The 18,699-nt window shown below is 42.7% G+C and carries 14 protein-coding genes and 1 pseudogene; 10 read left to right on the top strand and 5 right to left on the bottom strand.

Going from position 1 to position 18,699, the window contains the following annotated elements; translation table 11 throughout:
• Position 1: 1 nt before the first annotated feature.
• Complete coding sequence (locus A6D97_RS19200; RefSeq protein WP_017059696.1) at positions 2–487, bottom strand: DUF4442 domain-containing protein; 486 nt, start codon at positions 485–487, stop codon at positions 2–4.
• 176 nt (positions 488–663) lie between these two features.
• Positions 664–1,551 carry a putative PEP-binding protein gene (locus A6D97_RS19195; protein ID WP_017059697.1) on the bottom strand — a complete coding sequence of 296 codons (888 nt, stop codon included), beginning with the start codon at positions 1,549–1,551 and terminating at the stop codon, positions 664–666.
• A gap of 207 nt (positions 1,552–1,758) precedes the next feature.
• Here A6D97_RS19195 and A6D97_RS19190 point away from each other — a divergent pair, with 207 nt between their 5' ends.
• A complete protein-coding gene (locus tag A6D97_RS19190; protein ID WP_017059698.1) occupies positions 1,759–2,817 on the top strand; it encodes a 3-deoxy-7-phosphoheptulonate synthase in 1,059 nt (352 codons plus the stop codon).
• 12 nt (positions 2,818–2,829) lie between these two features.
• Positions 2,830–3,312: a YajQ family cyclic di-GMP-binding protein gene (locus A6D97_RS19185; RefSeq protein ID WP_065585045.1), complete on the top strand. Its 483-nt coding sequence runs from the start codon at positions 2,830–2,832 to the stop codon at positions 3,310–3,312.
• A 187-nt stretch (positions 3,313–3,499) separates the two neighbouring features.
• Here the strand turns inward: A6D97_RS19185 and A6D97_RS19180 are convergent, their stop codons facing one another.
• Positions 3,500–4,441 (bottom strand): bifunctional precorrin-2 dehydrogenase/sirohydrochlorin ferrochelatase, encoded by a 942-nt coding sequence (locus A6D97_RS19180; RefSeq protein WP_017059700.1) that lies wholly within the window; start codon positions 4,439–4,441, stop codon positions 3,500–3,502.
• A gap of 480 nt (positions 4,442–4,921) precedes the next feature.
• Here A6D97_RS19180 and A6D97_RS19175 point away from each other — a divergent pair, with 480 nt between their 5' ends.
• The 6 genes from A6D97_RS19175 (at position 4,922) to A6D97_RS19150 (ending at position 10,551) form a co-directional block, all read left to right on the top strand.
• Positions 4,922–5,950 carry an amino acid ABC transporter substrate-binding protein gene (locus A6D97_RS19175; protein WP_017059701.1) on the top strand — a complete coding sequence of 343 codons (1,029 nt, stop codon included), beginning with the start codon at positions 4,922–4,924 and terminating at the stop codon, positions 5,948–5,950.
• A 71-nt stretch (positions 5,951–6,021) separates the two neighbouring features.
• Positions 6,022–7,227 (top strand): amino acid ABC transporter permease, encoded by a 1,206-nt coding sequence (locus A6D97_RS19170; RefSeq protein WP_017066316.1) that lies wholly within the window; start codon positions 6,022–6,024, stop codon positions 7,225–7,227.
• A 1-nt stretch (position 7,228) separates the two neighbouring features.
• The gene (locus A6D97_RS19165; RefSeq protein WP_017059703.1) at positions 7,229–8,326 is read left to right on the top strand and encodes an amino acid ABC transporter permease; all 1,098 of its coding nucleotides are present in this window, start codon (positions 7,229–7,231) and stop codon (positions 8,324–8,326) included.
• A 22-nt stretch (positions 8,327–8,348) separates the two neighbouring features.
• Positions 8,349–9,113: an amino acid ABC transporter ATP-binding protein gene (locus tag A6D97_RS19160; RefSeq protein WP_017059704.1), complete on the top strand. Its 765-nt coding sequence runs from the start codon at positions 8,349–8,351 to the stop codon at positions 9,111–9,113.
• A gap of 282 nt (positions 9,114–9,395) precedes the next feature.
• Positions 9,396–10,061, top strand: a complete 666-nt coding sequence (locus A6D97_RS19155; RefSeq protein ID WP_017057206.1) for a Bax inhibitor-1/YccA family protein — start codon at positions 9,396–9,398, stop codon at positions 10,059–10,061.
• Between the two features lie 160 nt (positions 10,062–10,221).
• Positions 10,222–10,551, top strand: coding sequence for a TusE/DsrC/DsvC family sulfur relay protein (locus A6D97_RS19150; RefSeq protein ID WP_017057205.1), 330 nt, complete (start codon positions 10,222–10,224; stop codon positions 10,549–10,551).
• Between the two features lie 59 nt (positions 10,552–10,610).
• Here the strand turns inward: A6D97_RS19150 and yccX are convergent, their stop codons facing one another.
• Positions 10,611–10,898, bottom strand: coding sequence for an acylphosphatase (gene yccX, locus A6D97_RS19145; protein ID WP_017059706.1), 288 nt, complete (start codon positions 10,896–10,898; stop codon positions 10,611–10,613).
• 88 nt (positions 10,899–10,986) lie between these two features.
• Between yccX and A6D97_RS19140 the strand changes: the two are divergent.
• Positions 10,987–12,389 (top strand): annotated as a pseudogene (locus A6D97_RS19140) (methyl-accepting chemotaxis protein).
• Positions 12,390–12,517: 128 nt separating this feature from the next.
• Positions 12,518–13,711: a class I SAM-dependent methyltransferase gene (locus tag A6D97_RS19135; RefSeq protein ID WP_017059708.1), complete on the top strand. Its 1,194-nt coding sequence runs from the start codon at positions 12,518–12,520 to the stop codon at positions 13,709–13,711.
• 85 nt (positions 13,712–13,796) lie between these two features.
• On the opposite strand, the gene A6D97_RS19130 is transcribed toward A6D97_RS19135, so the two are convergent.
• Positions 13,797–18,698 (bottom strand): Ig-like domain-containing protein, encoded by a 4,902-nt coding sequence (locus A6D97_RS19130; RefSeq protein ID WP_276202730.1) that lies wholly within the window; start codon positions 18,696–18,698, stop codon positions 13,797–13,799.
• Between the last annotated feature and the right edge of the window lies 1 nt (position 18,699).

The raw sequence follows: 18,699 nt of genomic DNA, 5'->3' as shown, positions 1-18,699 counted from the left end.
GCTATTTTCTTGAAGGGACTTTCTTAATTGAAAGCGTAAGCGTGAACTCCGCCATCGGCTCGTCACCATGTAAAGATGGGCAAGTCGCGATAATGGTTACGGGTTGATTGACCCGTTCTCCGGTCGACATGGTTTCTGCCAGCATAGTGTTGATCAGCTCACCGTCGTTACAAGTGAAATGCACATCACCTTCAGGGCGCTTCAAAAAGTTACCCGTCACCTCTTTAAAAGCCAACGAGATCTTTTCACCTTGCTGCTGAGATTTGCTCATCGCAAGAAACCCACCCGCGACATCCGCACCTACAGCCAAAACGCCAAAGTACATACTGTTAAGGTGATTCTTAGTACGCCTTCTAAGCGGGATTTTCACTTCAACATGTTGGTTGTCCAACGCGAGTAGTTTTGGTCGGCACAACCAGATAAGTGGGACTTTGAAAAAGCCAAACATGCTTAAGTAGAAATTTGCTTTTTGTAGAGGGGTCAACATTCGGATTACCTAGTCAAATCAGTCATCAGACCAGTTAATCGATTAGCGATAGAGATGTCAAAAAAATGTTACAAAAAAGAGATATCATCGCATAATGATATCTCTTTCATTCTCAAAGCTTTAGCGCTTCAAATAAACGGATAGAGCCAGTTGACTTACTAAGACAACAAACCGATTTATGCAGTCACGACCGTTTCTACGCCTTCAAGATCAGCTATGTAACCTTGTAGACGTGGGTAATCCACTAAGCCTTGAGTTACTAGCAGCACTGGCTTCTTCGCGTTCAGGGTTGCTTTAACAATCATATCCAACAAAGTAATGACCGCCTCATTTTGTGGATCAAAAGCGTGTTGCTGAGCTTCATTGTGTTTGTCTACGCCTAAAGTGAAAGACGCTAAGCTATCAACGTTTACCACTACACCATCGAAGTAATGCAGTAAACGTTCGCTCAGTAGCACTGCAGACGGCACATCGCACGAGAACAGTACTTTCAAACCGTTAAGGCCGCGTGGTAGCCCTTGCTCGGCAAGCAGGTCAATAATCTTAGCGGCATCGCTTAACGCACGAACGTAAGGCACAACTACTTCAACGTTGATGCCCTGCTCACGTAATGCCTTAATAACCTGACATTCTAAAGCGAAAGCCTTGCTGTATTCTGGTGTCGCGTAACGAGCAACGCCACGAACACCTAGTGCAGGGTTAATCTCTTCTGCTTCACAGTTCCCGCCAAGCAGCGAACGGAATCCATAGCTGTCTGCACTGCTTAATGCGATACGAACAGAAGTGTGATTTGGCTGAACGGCAGCTTGAATGGCAATCACTAAGGTCGAAACAAAATGCTCATCGACTGTTTTATCGCCAAGGATCGCTTCTAAAGACGTTTTTTCAATATCAGTCAAAGTATCTAAGTGACTCTCGATACTTGGGTGGTAGAAGACACGATCCATCACTAATTCTGATAATGAAACGTATAAGTGGTTAGAATTATTATTATCGTTGTAAGAAGGCAGCACATCACCTAAGACGAGTTCTGGGTGCAAAGTGCTTTGATTTTCTTGAGTCATTGCTGCTCCAGCATTTTTATGTTGTGTTCAAACGAAAATACCGATAGCTGCCTGTTAATACAAGTGAAAATCCCTTATTTGACGCTGGCCTGCTGATAAAAATAAGAATATTAGCAATAACTGAGATAACTTTGACTCAATAGAGTTTATTCCTCTGTTCAATTCCGTTATCTTAACCACTTCGCAATAGAATAAAAAAGCTATCACATGCCATTAAAAACTGATGAGTTGAGAACCCAAGCTCTGGGTCCTATGCCAACTCCTGCCGAACTAGGCAATGCACACCCTATTACTGACGACGTTGCTGAGCGCATTAAAAATTCTCGCCGCCAAATCGAAGATATCCTAACTGGTCGTGATAACCGCCTATTAGTCATCGTAGGCCCTTGCTCTGTTCACGATACAGATGCGGCACTTGATTACGCTGAGCGCCTAAGCAAAATTCAAGACCAGTACAAAGATGAACTGTTCGTTGTAATGAGAACCTACTTCGAGAAGCCTCGTACTGTTGTAGGTTGGAAGGGTTTGATTACAGATCCTAACCTTGATGGTTCATACGCACTTGAAACAGGCTTGAACAAAGCTCGTAAGCTTCTGCTAGATATCAACAAGCTTGGCCTAGCTACCGCGACTGAATTCCTTGATATGATCACAGGTCAATACATTGCAGACCTTATCACTTGGGGTGCGATTGGCGCTCGTACAACTGAATCTCAGATTCACCGTGAAATGGCTTCTGCACTGTCTTGCCCTGTTGGCTTCAAGAACGCGACCAACGGCAACATCAAGATTGCTATCGATGCAATTCGTGCAGCACATGCTTCACACTACTTCTACTCTCCAGATAAGAACGGCCGCATGACGGTTTACCGTACTTCTGGCAACCCATACGGTCACGTTATTCTACGTGGTGGTGATAAAGGCCCTAACTTCGACGCTGAATCTGTAGATACTGCATGTAAGCAACTGGCTGAATTCGATCTACCTCAACGTTTGGTTGTAGACTTTAGCCACGCTAACTGTCAGAAGCAACACCGTAAGCAGTTAGAAGTTGCACAAGACATTTGTGAGCAAATTAAATCTAACAAGAACCAAATTGCAGGCATTATGGCAGAGAGCTTCATTATTGAAGGCAACCAGCCAATGACAGACATTAACAACCTAGAATATGGCAAGTCGATTACTGACCCATGCCTAAGCTGGGAAGATACTGCAACAATGCTAGACATGCTTGCAACAGCAATTAAAGATAGAAACTTAGCTTAAGGAAACAACACAATGCCATCATTTGACATTATCTCTGAAGTAGAAGCAGTAGAACTGCGTAACGCAGTAGACAACGCAAACCGTGAACTATCGACTCGTTTCGATTTCCGCGGCATTGACGCAAGCTTTGATTACAAAGATGAATCAGTAAAATTGACTGCTCAAGACGATTTTCAACTGAAGCAAATGCGCGATATCCTTCGCAGCAACCTAACGAAGCGTAATGTTGATCCTAACGCGATGGAAGCGAAAGCGGCAGACCAAACAGGTCGCACTTGGCACCAAACGGTTATCTTTAAGCAAGGCATTGAAACTGATGTCGCTAAGAAGATCGTTAAGCTAATCAAAGACAACAAAGTTAAAGTTCAAGCTTCTATCCAAGGCGACAAAGTTCGTGTTACTGGTAAGAAGCGTGATGACCTACAAGCTGTTATGGCTCTAGTTCGCGGCGGTGAACTTGGTCAACCTTTCCAGTTTGACAACTTCCGCGACTAATTTTTGAGTTTGAGTGACCGCCTATTTGGGTTGCTCATTCATCAGCACAATGTCGTGTTTGAAATAGCAAAAAGCCACTTCTTTTGAAGTGGCTTTTTATTTATCTGGTCCAGCTTTAGTTTTATTCCGAGCCTCTAGCCGATTTTAAACAACCAGAAAGCTCTCATTTCAACTAGAAGCAATTACCTCAACTGAGTACTTGGGCTGCTGACAATTTTAGGTCTTTGCCGACCAACAGATTAAACTCTACGCTTGCTGGTGGAATAAACACACACACTCGTAATTTCTCTGCTCTTGCTTGCTCAAGCTTTGTTGATAGCTCTCCGCTGTTGGCGTAGCTCTCTCTTTCTGCATCTCGGCGGCACAGGTCGATAAATTCAAATGGACAATCACTCGGTGAAAGTACGAGCTCTGCCTCCTGCATCAAACGTAAAGCCTTCATAGACAGCAGCTCGACATCTTGCTCGAATTCAATCCAAGTGACCTGCCCTTCGCTATCAATGCCTTCGGTTAGCGCTTGCTGGTAGTAAGACTCTAACTGCTCTCTGTCATTCACCTGCTCGATAAAGCTGGATGACAAGAAACGCTCCCAAAATTTACGACGCTCGTCGACGGTTGGGAATGACTCTTTGATTGAATTGCGTTTTGATGCACCGAAGTCTGCTATCAAACCTATGTTTTGTGGCAATACCGTTTCGAGTTTTTCTCTGATATTTCTTACTAAAACAGGTGATGCCCCGCCACTAGAGATGGCAATTTGGATTCTGCCGCGATTTATCATCGAAGGTGTGATGAAATCGCAGTAAGGAAGATCGTCAACCACATTGACTAAAATGCCCAGTTTTTTCGCATCATTATACACTTGGTGATTCAAGCTTGGGTTGTCTGTTGTGGCCCAAACCTGCAAGTAATTTTTCGATATGATCTGTGACGAGTAAAAGTTTTGAACCCAGTGAAGCTTGTTCTCGTCCACAAGCTGCTTTAAGTAAGGCGCTACCTTGGGAGACACCAAAGTCACATCCGCTCCCGCTCGTAGTAAGCTATCGACTTTACGGCAAGCAACCTCACCCCCACCAACCACTAAGATTGGCTTATTTTCTACATCCAAAAACATTGGGAAATAACGCATGTTCTTCCTTGAGACTACTTCAATAACTATTCAGCCATGCTACCAAATTTGGAGCATATTCATAACTATCGAAGTGTAATAAAAATATTTATTGACCAAATTTCAACATTTCTTAAGTTTAATATTTCATCATTATGATGTTTATTCAGAATATTTATCTAGTCGATTATCAATATAAAAATCTAAATCTCGTTGCACCAACAGTGTGAACCGTTGCACTATTTACATTCACTTAACATTTGGTCATTCTAATTGTGTTCGGATTTGTGATTTCATTCAAAATTCTTTTTAAATTATACATTTGTGAAACTACGGATCCTTTCCTAACCTTATAAACAGTTGTTTAAATCGCACACAGTTTCATTTGCAAAATGCAACTCGTTTAATTTGAACAACAAGGTCATAGAAAACGCAACACATAAGAGAAACTCAAACGAGCACGAGTATCAGGTGTCACCTGGTTAACAAGGAAGGATACAAATGACAAATAAACTAACACTTCTTGCTTCAGTAGTAGCTGCATCAACTGCGATGATGGCAACATCGGCATCAGCGGCAGAAAGCACTCTGGACAAAGTCACATCTCAAGGTTTTCTAACTTGTGGTGTAAGTACCGGTCTTCCAGGGTTCTCTAACCCTAACTCAAAAGGTGAATGGGAAGGAATTGATGTTGAGTATTGTCAAGCTCTTGCAGCGGCTGTACTCGGTGACAAGACTAAAGTTAAATATGTACCTCTAACAGCAAAAGAGCGTTTTACTGCGCTTCAATCTGGCGAAATCGACGTACTATCTCGTAACACAACATGGACATTACATCGTGACACTGCTCTAGGTCTGAACTTCGTAGGCGTTAACTACTACGATGGTCAAGGCTTCATGGTTAAGAAAGAACTTGGCCTAACAAGTGCTCAAGAGCTTGATGGCGCTTCTGTATGTGTTCAATCAGGTACAACAACTGAACTTAACCTAGCCGATTACTTCCGTAACAGTGGCATGTCTTACAAGCCAGTGGTATTCGATACGGCAGCACAAACATCGAAAGGTTTCGACGCAGGTCGTTGTGACGTACTAACAACTGACCAATCTGGTCTATACGCACTTCGCCTAAACCTAGCTGATCCTAAATCTGCAGAAGTACTTCCTGAAATCATCTCTAAAGAGCCTCTAGGCCCTGTTGTTCGTCAAGATGATGATCAATGGTTTAACGTTGCTAAGTGGACACTTTCAGCAATGATTAACGCGGAAGAATACGGCATCTCCTCTAAAAATGCAGACGAAATGCTTAAGTCAAAAGATCCAAACATCAAACGTATTCTTGGTGTAGACGGTCCTAAAGGTAAAGGCCTTGGCATTCGCGACGACTGGGGTTACCAAGTAATTAAGCAAGTTGGTAACTACGGTGAGAGTTTTGAGCGTACTGTTGGTACAGGTTCTCCACTTCAAATCTCTCGTGGTGTAAATGCATTATGGAATGCGGGCGGCTTTATGTACGCTCCACCAATCCGTTAATAAATTTTCAAGCATCAATTAGGGCGGAGTTTTCCGCCCTATTTATTAAATGGATTTGAGGTTATAGTAGTATGAAACCTAATGAAACTATTTCTCCAGCTCAGGCAAAGCCACAGCCCAAAAGTGCCAACTTATTTTACAACCCCACTTTTCGCTCCATCATTTTCCAAATTATCGCCGTCGGGGCGCTTTGTGCTTTCTTTTACACGATTGTAAATAATGCACTCACAAACTTAGATTCCCGTGGTATCACCACTGGTTTTGATTTTCTCTCCCAAGAAGCTGGTTTTGGTATCGGCTTAACACTGATTGAATACGACGAGACCTTCTCATACGGTCGTACATTCTTTATCGGTCTTCTCAATACCGCTTTGGTTTCAGTACTCGGCATCATGCTAGCGACAGTGCTGGGCTTTAGTATGGGTATCGCTAGACTCTCTTCAAACTGGCTAGTTAGCCGATTTGCAGCTGTCTACATTGAGATATTCCGAAATATCCCTCTGCTATTACAAATCTTTTTCTGGTATTTCGCCGTTCTACAAGCCTTGCCTTCTGCTCGTCAAAGTATGAGTCTAGGTGAAGCAATTTTCTTGAACGTACGCGGGTTGTACTTCCCTGCTCCAGTCTTTGAGCAAGGCAGTAGCATTGTCATCGCATCATTGATTGTCGGTATTATCGCTACGTTTATTATCAACATCTGGGCTAAGAACAGACAGAAACTGACCGGCCAACAAACACCGATGTTGCGAATTGCCGCTGCGTTGATTTTAGGCTTACCGTTGATAACTTACTTTGTTATGGGCATGCCTATCTCTGCAGATTACCCTGTGTTGAAAGGGTTTAACTTCAAGGGTGGTGTTACGATAATCCCTGAGCTTGCTGCATTGATGCTCGCTTTAAGTATCTATACAGCAGCGTTCATTGCTGAGATTGTTCGTTCAGGTATTAACGCGGTAAACCATGGGCAAACTGAGGCTGCGATGTCTCTAGGCATCCCACGTTCTAGAACTCTAAAGCTTGTCATTATTCCACAAGCATTAAGAATCATTATCCCACCACTAACCAGTCAGTATCTAAACCTGACCAAAAACTCATCACTTGCGATGGCCATTGGTTATCCTGATCTTGTCTCTGTATTTGCAGGAACAACACTTAACCAAACTGGACAAGCTATCGAAGTAATCGCGATGACAATGGGCGTCTACCTAACCTTGAGCCTATTAACATCCGCTCTAATGAACATATACAACCGCAAAGTAGCGTTGGTGGAGAGATAAGATGAGTACACATCAATTTCAACCTGATCTTCCGCCTCCAGCGAATACCGTTGGGCCAGTCGGTTGGTTAAGAAAAAATCTATTTAATGGACCTATTAACAGCGTCGTCACTGTGATTCTTGCTTACTTTGCTTTCACCCTATTATGGGCAATAGCGGATTGGGCATTCATCAGTGCCGACTGGATAGGAACCACACGCGATGCCTGTACTAGCGAAGGCGCTTGTTGGGTTTTTATCAGCGTTCGTTGGGACCAATTCATGTATGGCTTCTACCCAGAAGCTGAACTGTGGCGACCTCGCCTCTTCTACGCAACGTTGGCCATTTTTGTAGCCTTACTGGCTTATGAAAAAACACCTAAACGTACGTGGATTTGGTTGTTCTTCGTCAACATCTACCCATTTATCATTGCCGGCTTGCTATACGGTGGCGTCTTTGGGTTAGAAGTTGTTGATACCCATAAATGGGGCGGCCTATTGGTTACACTGGTCATCGCACTTGTTGGTATTGTAGTGTCACTCCCTATTGGTGTTGCACTTGCTCTTGGGCGTCGCTCAGAGATGCCGATCATTCGCAGTATGTGTACCGTATACATCGAAATTTGGCGTGGCGTACCGCTCATTACAGTTCTATTCATGGCTTCAGTAATGCTGCCACTCTTTTTATCAGAAGGGACAGAAACCGATAAGCTCATTCGAGCACTTGTAGGGGTAGTTCTATTCAGTGCAGCCTACATGGCCGAAGTAATTCGAGGTGGTCTACAAGCAATACCAAAAGGCCAATACGAAGCAGCTGATGCTCTGGGGTTAAGCTACTGGAAAAAGACTGGGCTTATCATTCTACCTCAAGCTCTTAAAATCACGATTCCTTCAATTGTGAACACCTTCATTGGTTTGTTTAAAGATACCAGTCTTGTTTTGATTATTGGTATGTTTGATGTACTAGGAATTGGCCAAGCCGCGAATACCGACCCTGAATGGCTTGGGTATTCAACAGAAAGTTATGTATTTGTCGCGTTAGTGTTCTGGGTGTTTTGTTTTGGCATGTCGAGATATTCGATATGGCTAGAAAACAGACTTCACACCGGTCACAAACGATAATTAACAAGATCAAGGACGTATTATGACGCAGCAGACAGAAAACAACTCTCAAGGTCTTATGATCGAGTTGAAAGACATGAACAAGTGGTACGGTGAATTCCACGTACTTAAGAACATCAATTTAGAAGTTAAAAAAGGCGAGAAAATCGTTATCTGTGGCCCTTCAGGCTCTGGTAAATCAACGATGATCCGCTGCATCAACCGATTAGAAGAGCACCAAAAAGGTCATATCTTCGTTTCAGGTAATGAATTAACGGAAGACCTAAAGAACATCGAAGCCGTGCGTAGAGATGTCGGCATGTGTTTCCAACACTTCAATCTGTTTCCACATCTGACGGTATTAGAGAACTGTACTCTGGCTCCAATCTGGGTCAAAAAGATGCCAAAAGAAGAAGCCGAAGCGATTGCAATGAAGTACCTAGAGCGCGTAAAAATCCCTGAGCAAGCGGACAAGTTCCCAGGTCAGCTTTCAGGTGGTCAACAGCAGCGTGTAGCTATCGCTCGCTCTTTGTGTATGAACCCTCAAGTGATGCTGTTTGATGAGCCAACGTCGGCGCTCGATCCAGAAATGGTTCGTGAGGTGTTAGACGTAATGGTTGAGCTTGCAGAAGAAGGCATGACGATGCTTTGTGTAACGCACGAGATGGGCTTTGCTAAAGAGGTCGCGGATCGCGTTATCTTCATGGATGCCGGTGAAATCATAGAAGAGAACAACCCTGTCGATTTCTTTGAAAACCCACAATCAGACAGAACGCAGAACTTCTTAAGCCAAATCTTACACCACTAATGTGTTATGATGCATAAACTACAGAGGCGGCTTAGGTCGCCTCTTTGTTTTCAGTGTTATAATTAGTTTTTCAAGATTATAAACAGCGATTCAGTGCGATTAAAATTGAACAACGAACCTTAACTGCACTTTAAGAAATACTTTGTTACACCTTCAGAAACACTTAACCGACTATTTTGATTATTATTTTACGTATACAAGAGGAATGAGAGACTTGATTTTTCGAACTTTCACCCCCATAAATGTACTAATAACTATTGAAGTCACCTTACGAGGAAGATTATGAACAGCCCTATGTTTTCACGCACAGCATCTCAAGAAAGTGCTCTGCAAACCAATAAAGTGTTGCGTAACACCTACGCATTACTGTCTATGACACTACTTTGGTCTGCTGTTGTAGCAGGCGTATCCATGGCGATGAACCTTCCTCGCCCGGGTCTTATTATCATGCTAGTTGGCTTCTACGGCCTACTTTTCCTAACAGAAAAGAACCGTGACAACAGCATGGGTCTAGTCTTCACATTCCTATTTACAGGTTTCTTAGGCTACACCATCGGTCCAATCTTAAACATGTACGTTGGCGCAGGTATGGGTGATGTCATCCTAACTGCACTTGGCGGTACAGCACTGGCGTTTATGGGCGCATCAGCTTACGCACTAACAACTAAGCGTGACCTGTCGTTCCTTAATGGCATGCTATTAGCGGGTTTCGTAGTACTACTTGTAGGTATGGTTGCAAACATCTTCCTACAAATGCCTCTACTATCATTGGCAATGAGCGGTATGTTCATCCTGTTCTCGACTGGTGTTATCTTGCTTACAACGCAAAACATCATTCGTGGCGGTGAAACAAACTACATCTCTGCAACGATCAGCTTGTACGTATCGATCTACAACATCTTCATCAGCCTACTAAGCATCCTAGGCATCATGGGCAGCGACGACTAATCGTTCCCATCATTGAAGAATATCTAGCCCAAGAGCCTACCTCTTGGGCTTTTTTGTATCTATAAGTACGATATTTCATTGGATAGCTACAATTTCTGTTGAGAAAGACAAACTTGGTCATGTACCCTATCCGTATAGTTAATTGGATTCTGGATTAAACATGTTTGAATATAACGGCAAGCAAATCGAAACCGACGCTCAAGGCTACCTATTGGATTACACGCAATGGGAAGAAGGCATGATTGAAATTCTTGCTCAAGACGAGGCGATTGAACTTACAGATGCACACTTAGAAGTCGTACATTTTGTAAGGAGCTTTTACGAAGAGTTCAACACCTCACCAGCGGTTCGCATGCTCGTTAAAGCAATGGAAAAAGCTCACGGCCCAGAAAAAGGCAATAGTAAGTACCTTTTCAAGTTATTCAAAAAAGGCCCTGCAAAACAAGCGACCAAGCTCGCCGGTTTACCTAAACCAGCAAAGTGCTTGTAAAACCTAACCCGCTTTAGGTCATTAAGTTACGTTCAATATAAAATACTGTAGTGCTACAACTACAGTATTTTAAACGCCCCTATGCGTACGTCTTGGCGCTCACTATCTTTAACTTGATGCATCACAACGTTGTCGACTGTTGCGCTCGAAGGGCCAATATAGAGCCAAGCATGTAACTTCTCAATTTGCTGACTCTCTCCGACAACTAACACTTCAACTCGACCATCATTTAAGTTCTTTGCATAACCTGAGAGACCCATAGCTTGCGCCTGCCTACTGGTGTGGTAACGGAACCCAACACATTGAACTACGCCTGACACGACAAAAATATATTGTGAACTTTCCATAACGTTGCCTCATAAATTATATGAATGATATAGTCGAGTTTCTATTCATTCACCGCTTATTGGTGGACTTACTTCGAGTATAACGATTATGAAAGAAATCCCATTTCGTTGGATTGACAAATATCTCATTCACCTAAAAATCCAAGAAAAGTTCTATCTACTCTTCTTATTGCCTCTTCTCGCCCTGGTTATATTAACTCTCGTTTTAGATAGTGCCGCGGACTCTTTACTTGCTCACCTTTATCAAGAAGAAATGCTCTTGATGAAAGGGCTTATCGAAGCGGGTCAACTCACTAAAGATCAAGTAGCTCAGCTTGTCAGCAGCTCTGAAACCATCTCTTTAGGCTACGGTGCTGGTTCTGTTTCAATGATGAATGGAGCGTTCAGCCTAGTTGCTAACCATGACCAAAACCTTTGGTCTGCTCTATCGACGACTCAGGTTTCTATCATCGCTGTAACCCTAACGCTTATCGCACTAGGTGTTTACTACATCATGACCTTTATTGGCGGCGCGATGTTCTCTATGAACAAAGCTCTGAACACGCTTGCGAATGGCGACTTAACTTGCCGCATGAACTACTTCTTAGTTCGTGACGAGTTCAGTGAAATCGCGATTACAATCGATAAAGTTGCGGAGCGTGAACAAAACATGGTTCTATCAATCCAAGAGTCTGTCGCTCTCATGCAGCAGATCAGCTCGGACTTGAACCAGTCAACACAACAAAGTTCAGACATCTCAGGTAACCAACAAGAACACCTGAATAGCTTAGCAAGTGCAACGGAACAAATGGCGGCTACCATTCGCGAAGTCGCTACCCTTGCTCATGCGTCTAGCTCACAAACGATGGACGCTCGCGGCGTTGCTCAGAGCGGTCAAGTCAAGGTTTCAAATACACTGGAGTCTATCTCTAGCCTATCTCAAGAGATCCAGTCCGCTTCACAAGCAGTAGAAGAACTGGATGCCAACGCGGCGCAGATCGATGAAGTAGTCACAACCATCAACGGTATTTCTGAACAGACTAACCTGTTAGCGTTGAACGCAGCTATCGAAGCCGCACGTGCTGGCGAGCAAGGTCGTGGATTTGCTGTTGTTGCCGATGAAGTTCGTGCCCTTGCCCGTCGTACTCAGCAAGCAACGGTTGAAATCCAAAGCATGATTGAATCATTACAACGTAACAGTCAATCACTGACCAAGCTGATGGAAGTCACGGTGAACAATGCTAACGAAGGCCAAACACTGATGTCAGAAGTGAACGTCGAGATCGGTTCATTAGCGGAAAAAACCAGTCTATTTCAGATAGCAGCACTCAAATTGCTACCGCGGCTGAAGAACAAGGCGTAGTCGCTGACAACATTGCACAGAGTGTTGAAGAGATTCGTCATCAGTCAGACAGTATCTGCGAGATGATCAGTAAGAGTAATTCCAATGTTGACCAACTTCGTAAACAAAGCGATACGATGGAAGGTTTGCTGACAGGTCTTAAAGCTTAATACTGATATCCACCACAATGTGTTGATTAATCATTACTAGGGCTGCTTCTGCAGCCCTTTCTTATTTGCTTTTCACCTGCACTTCCCCGACAATACCCCTCCTTCAAATTCAACAAACAGAGTAAATTATGACTCCTTCAATTCATCTAGCTAAAGGCCGAGATAAATCACTACGCCGCAAACACCCTTGGGTATTTTCACGCGGTATCGATAAGGTCGAAGGCGAACCAAAACAAGGTGAAACTGTAGACGTATATGCTCAAAATGGTCAGTGGCTTGCAAAAGCGGCTTACTCACCAGAATCTCAAATTCGAGCTCGTGTTTGGACATTTGAAAAAGAAGAGATCAACAAGGCGTTCTTCGTAAAACGAATTCAAGACGCACAGTCTTTACGAGAAGACATTATCGAACGTGATGGTCTAACGGGCTACCGCCTAACGGCCGCAGAGTCTGATGGCTTACCAGGTATCACAATCGACAAATACCAAGACTTTCTTGTTTGCCAACTGCTAAGTGCTGGCGCTGAGTTTAACAAAAGCGTATTGGTTGAAGCGTTAATCGAGTGCTTCCCTGACTGCAACATCTACGAGCGTTCAGACGTGGCAGTTCGTAAGAAAGAAGGCCTAGAACAAGTTGTCGGCGTTCTTCATGGTGAAGAGCCACCAAAATCTATCGTGATTGAAGAAAATGGCGTTAAAATCAGCGTGAACATTATGGAAGGCCACAAAACAGGCTTCTACATGGACCAACGTGATAGCCGCAAAGAATCGATGAAGTACGTTAAAGGCAAAGATGTCCTTAACTGTTTCTCATATACAGGTGGCTTTGGCCTTTACGCACTTAAAGGCGACGCGAAGCGTGTTATCAACGCTGACGTATCTCAACTTGCTCTTGATACCGCTAAATTCAACGCTGAACTTAATGAGTTTGATATCTCGAAAAAGCGCGCTGTATTCCTAAACGCTGACGTTTTCAAACTGCTTCGTGAGTACCGTGATCAAGGCACTAAGTTTGACGTAGTGATCATGGACCCACCAAAGTTTGTTTCAAGCAAGAATAACCTAACTTCAGGCGCTAACGGCTACAAAGACGTTAACATGCTTGCGATGCAAATCCTGAAACCAGGTGGCACTCTACTCACCTACTCTTGCTCTGGCTTAATGGGTACTGATTTGTTCCAAAAAATCATTGCTGATGCAGCATTAGATGCAGGCCGCACTGTTAAATTCGTAGAACGCTTCGAACAAGCAGCCGACCACCTAACAGACACTGCCTACCCAGAAGGTTTCTACCTGAAAGGTTTCGCTTGTAAGGTTCTCTAATCCTTGAGCTTTTGACTCTATTATTTTATATGACGAAACAGACATATTAAAAAAGGGCCTTTCGGCCCTTTTTGTTATTCATGAATTAAGAGTTTGGTAGGTTAGTCATTAGTGAATTTACTAAATTCGTCAATTCATCACCGGAATAAACACCAGAAGAATCGACGTCAAAACCACTAAGATTACTTGCTTGGCCCTGCAATACTATAGTTTGAGAACCTTGATCATTAGTAATGGTTAACTCTAGGTCTTGGTTGTTATCGCTAATCTTAGCTGACAAATGTTCAAGAACATCATCCATTGTATTTTCATCATGAAGGAGTTCAGACAAATCAATACGGTCACTGCCCACTTCAAAGTCAGTAATAACGTCTCGATAGTTGTTCAAAGGTTCATCAACCCACTTGAAGATATCATCACCGTCGCCACCAGTTAGAATGTCATCACCTAAGCCACCGATTAAGATATCGCTACCGTCGCCACCGAGTAAGATATCATCGCCCGCAGCCCCTAGTAGTACATCATTACCAGCATGACCTAAGATAATGTCATCTTGTTCAGTACCCTGGAACTGATCATCACCTGTCGATGCGTTAAACGAAGAAGTAGGTGCAACATTCACCTCACCGCTAGGGCTTAGATTTAATGTAATAAGTTGCTGTGACTGAGCGCCTTGACTGTCTTCTACAGTTACAAGGATTTCAAATGCAACCGCTTTACCGGTGTCACTTGCTGTGCTGTCACTTGATGGTTGGAAATAGTATGAACCATCTTGTGCAACTCGAAATTCTCCGTAACCAATATCAACAACCAGTTCATTCCCAACACTGTCTTTGGTAAATGTTAGACCTGTTGGCAGGTTAATGGTGTTTCCATCAGTATCGACTTTCTGAATCACTGACGCTTTGCTCTCATCAATCATTACTGCTACTGCATCTAGGCCAGATAGAGATAGCAACAACGAACCAGCAATACCGATTGTTGGACGAAGTTTTGGTAATTCCGTTGTGATTAGAGAGTCTGGTATATAAACAACTTTACCATTGTTACCAGCGACTTCTTTAAGACCACTCTCAGACACATTATCTGAGCTACCGACTCCAACGGCAGTCACATCTTTATCGGCAATAAAGCTGTCCCAATCGCTGTTGGTATCACTGTCCCAATCGCCATTGTCTCGACCGTCACTTAAGAAGTAAACAACGTCATTGGTATCGTCAGATGACAAATTTGAAACTGGGTTAGTATTGTAACCAGCGATTGCTGCCTCTACGCCATCTTCATAATCCGTTCCGCCTTGCGCATCGAAGATACCGTTATAATTTCTCTCATCTACTTTTTCTTGAGCGGTGGTAAGAATAGCTATAGCTTCAGCTACTGTCTTCCAACCAGTATTCGTCGCTCCAGAATCAAAGTCTATTAACTGTACCAGAACATCTTCACTGCCTTCTTGATCAGCCACGTTTTGCAAGAGATTAATTGACGCTTGCAATACGTACTCAATTCTCATATCGCTTAGACCACTCGGAGTACTTGCCATACTTCCAGAAGAATCAATAATCAGAGTAATGACTGTTGTTGGTACGCTCCCGCCTTGATCTGCCATGATATCGTTAGTTTCAGCAACATTAACACTAGTACTCGCTGTTGAAACATTTTCATTCACATCTACAGCAACGACTTCAACATCAACATCTAACTGTTCACCTGAACTATCTCTTACTGCAAGATTGTCATAGCTAATATGCTGTGTAGTGTCACCTTCAATATCAATGACCCAGACAGATTCATCACCAACGGTTACGAAACCACCAAGAACATTACCAGTATCTTTATCAATAATTTCTGCAGAATCTGGTAACCCGGAAATTCTAACTTCGTCTAGGTACTCACTTCCGTCTGTATCTGCTACCGAAGCTGTTACTGTAAAGCCAGCATCTTGAAGCACATTGAATGTTCCGTCTTCATTAAGTTCAACAATAGCATCTGCAAAAATTAAACGTTCAATTTGATACAGTTTATCACCAGTACTACCCCATTCAGGAGTATCACGGTTCAAACTATCCACGATAGTCCAATCATGTTGTGTCGTCGTGTCACCAACAAAAGTTAAATTGTATTCAGAAAAATCACCTTCATATACTGCAGTATCAATAGCACTTTCAGCATCCAATGAACCAGTACCACCAGAAAGATGATCATCACCATCACGGCCAACAAAAATATCAGAACCTGTACCTCCTGGGTTTGTATTAGCATCTCCAATCAAACTATCACCAGAGCTTACATCAGAACCAACGATTAAATCATTTCCTACAGTCCCCGTTGTTTGACCATACTGATTCATTACAGTATGACCAAGTTCAGCATAATCACTTTCAGTAAAACTGGTGTTAGCATCAGCATTAACAAGCTTAGTATGCAATGCATCACTAATCACAACATTTGAAGTATCACCAAATACCGCAGTAACATTAGGCTTATCAGCCACGGCATTCACAACAAGTGTTGCTGTACCTTCGCTCGACTTAGCTCCATCAGAAACAGTCACAGTAAACGGTACGCTATCGAAATGTTTATCCGAAGCTGGTGTAAACTCTGCAGAGGTCACTTTCCCTTCTGAATCTGTTACAAGCTGAACCGAACCATATGATGGGTCAACCTTGACATCTGTAATAAATGTCTGGTCTCCATCAGCATCAGTAATATTGAGCTTATCCAGAGACAAACTAACCACCTGATCTTCATTAGAAGCATCAAGCTGAGAGTCATTCAAGACTGGTGCTTTATTTGTTGAATCCTGTGTACTTGAAGTTGAAATGGTTATAACACCAGTATCGGTTCCTTTGTCACTATCTGTAGCTTCATAGGTGATTTTTTCAGAAACAATCGTATCTACAACTTCAACACCTTGCAATGTGATATTAGAGTTCGATCCATTTGATTGGTCCCCATTAACTGTGTATACACGAATCTCATCAAACCCACCATCAAGCTGGATATTTGCAGTGAATTCACCGCTTCCATCATAAACGGCAGAATTAGTATCATCATCAAAGATGTAAGGGTCATTGCCTACCTGAACACCATCTTTAAATAAGATAACTTGTATCTCAGCATCAGCAGAATTGTTATCGGCATAGTGAGCCCAGACACTACCAAAATCGATATTAACCTCAGTTACTGTTACCTCAGTGGCGTTAGAATCACCAACCTTAGTAAAGTCTATCGAGATAAAATCTTTAGTTGAAACATCAAGTTCTTTATCACCTACACCTAATCCTGACTCATTTTCCTCACTATCATAATGCAATGTTTCAGCTGTTAAATTGCTAGATGAGTCTGGTCTATCTCCATCGAAAAGACCACCAGAAATGATTACACCACTATCTAATGTATAAGATGTTTCTGAACCATTTATATTGTTAAAATCTTCTGATGCATCAAAAGACAGGTCTGAGTTTATAGTCTCATCAAGTACATATTCGATTTGGGTGTCTTCAGTTAGAACTGTATTTTCATCAACTAATGTACGAGTATCACCATCAACCACATATAAAGAACCAAGCTCAGGAAGATCAATAATCGAAAGTTGAACATCTTTATTATCAGTACTGCTTAAATCGTCTTCAGCGTCACTTACGTGAGAATCGAACGTGAACTGTGCTGTCTGCTCTGTACCTAAGTCAATACTAAAACTAGATGCACTAGGGTCGATATTGGTAGATAACGCATCAGTCCCAATAAATTGCGTGCCTGCAGGCTGATTTTGATATGTTAACTCTGCATCAATATTCAGCTCACCGTCTACAACCGTATCCATATCAACATCAAAGGATAAGGAGCCAGAATCTATATCAGATTGAGTAAGAACTTTAGTTTCAGTAAGTTGACCTTCAACTTCTATCGACAGCGTGGCACCGACTGCAGCACCAGCTGGCAGTGTTACATTATATGAAACCACAGGTCTATCACTGTTAATGAATTCGTCTTCATCCCTTACAATAGTAACTGAAGGGGCAAAGAGTTCTTCAACAGTTTTACCACCATCAGTGAAGTTGAAGTTTTCAAACTCGATGAAAGTGTTCACATCACTATTGCTTTCAGTGATAGTCACTGAACCATCAGCGTTTAACTGTACTAAAGCTGAATCCAAAGAGAAATCAAACACAGCGGTATCTGTACCAGAGCCACCATCTACAACTAATCTGTTATCTATGTCGTCTACTGTGGCATTAAATTGATCATCTCCCCCACCAAGTAAGACGAAGTCATCTGTAGTTTCTTGCTGTGCTGGGTCAAAATCACCATGGTAGTAATGTACGGTATTCGATGATTCACTAGTGTTACCGTAATTATCAACTTGTTTGGCTGTAAAGAATTCGTTGTCATTAACTGACGTAGAAACCAGGTTCGATATATCAGTGGTCCAGTTACCATTACTGTCGACTGTAATCGGAGCTACATTCACCTGATTACTGTCTTCATCGAATAGTAATATTGTTAAGCCAGGCTCACCAGTACCACTCAATGTAACTTCAGAATAATCACTAGCTGCAGAATCATCTGAGATATTTGTAATTACAGGAGATTCAGGAATATCTGTGAACACAAAGTAACGCTCTGTATTAGAAGCAACAAAATCGTTACCAGCATCATCACTTCCAGTCACAGTAGCGGTAAGATCTGCAGGGTTACCCATAATAAGATTCGAACCATGTGTGACTAACTTGAACGTATTGTCAGCTAGAACTACCGTCGAACCGATAAGAACTTTGCTATCTCCAACCCCCAAGTAAATATGTACAGTATCTCCTTCACTTGCATCACCAGAAACTTTACCTGTTATCTCTTGATCAGATGAAGCTTCTTCAGCATTAACAATCCCATCACCAGTAACTTGATCGATATCTATACCGGCTCCTGCAGTGGTGTCCAACGTCGCGTTTTCGCTGTCTGTCGCCGCGTTGCCCGCTGTATCCGTCACG

Source organism: Vibrio sp. ZF57, from assembly GCF_001691235.1.
Lineage (GTDB): Bacteria > Pseudomonadota > Gammaproteobacteria > Enterobacterales > Vibrionaceae > Vibrio > Vibrio crassostreae_C.
Note: the sequence above shows the minus strand (reverse complement) of the source record. Positions and strands in the feature narration are given on the sequence as shown.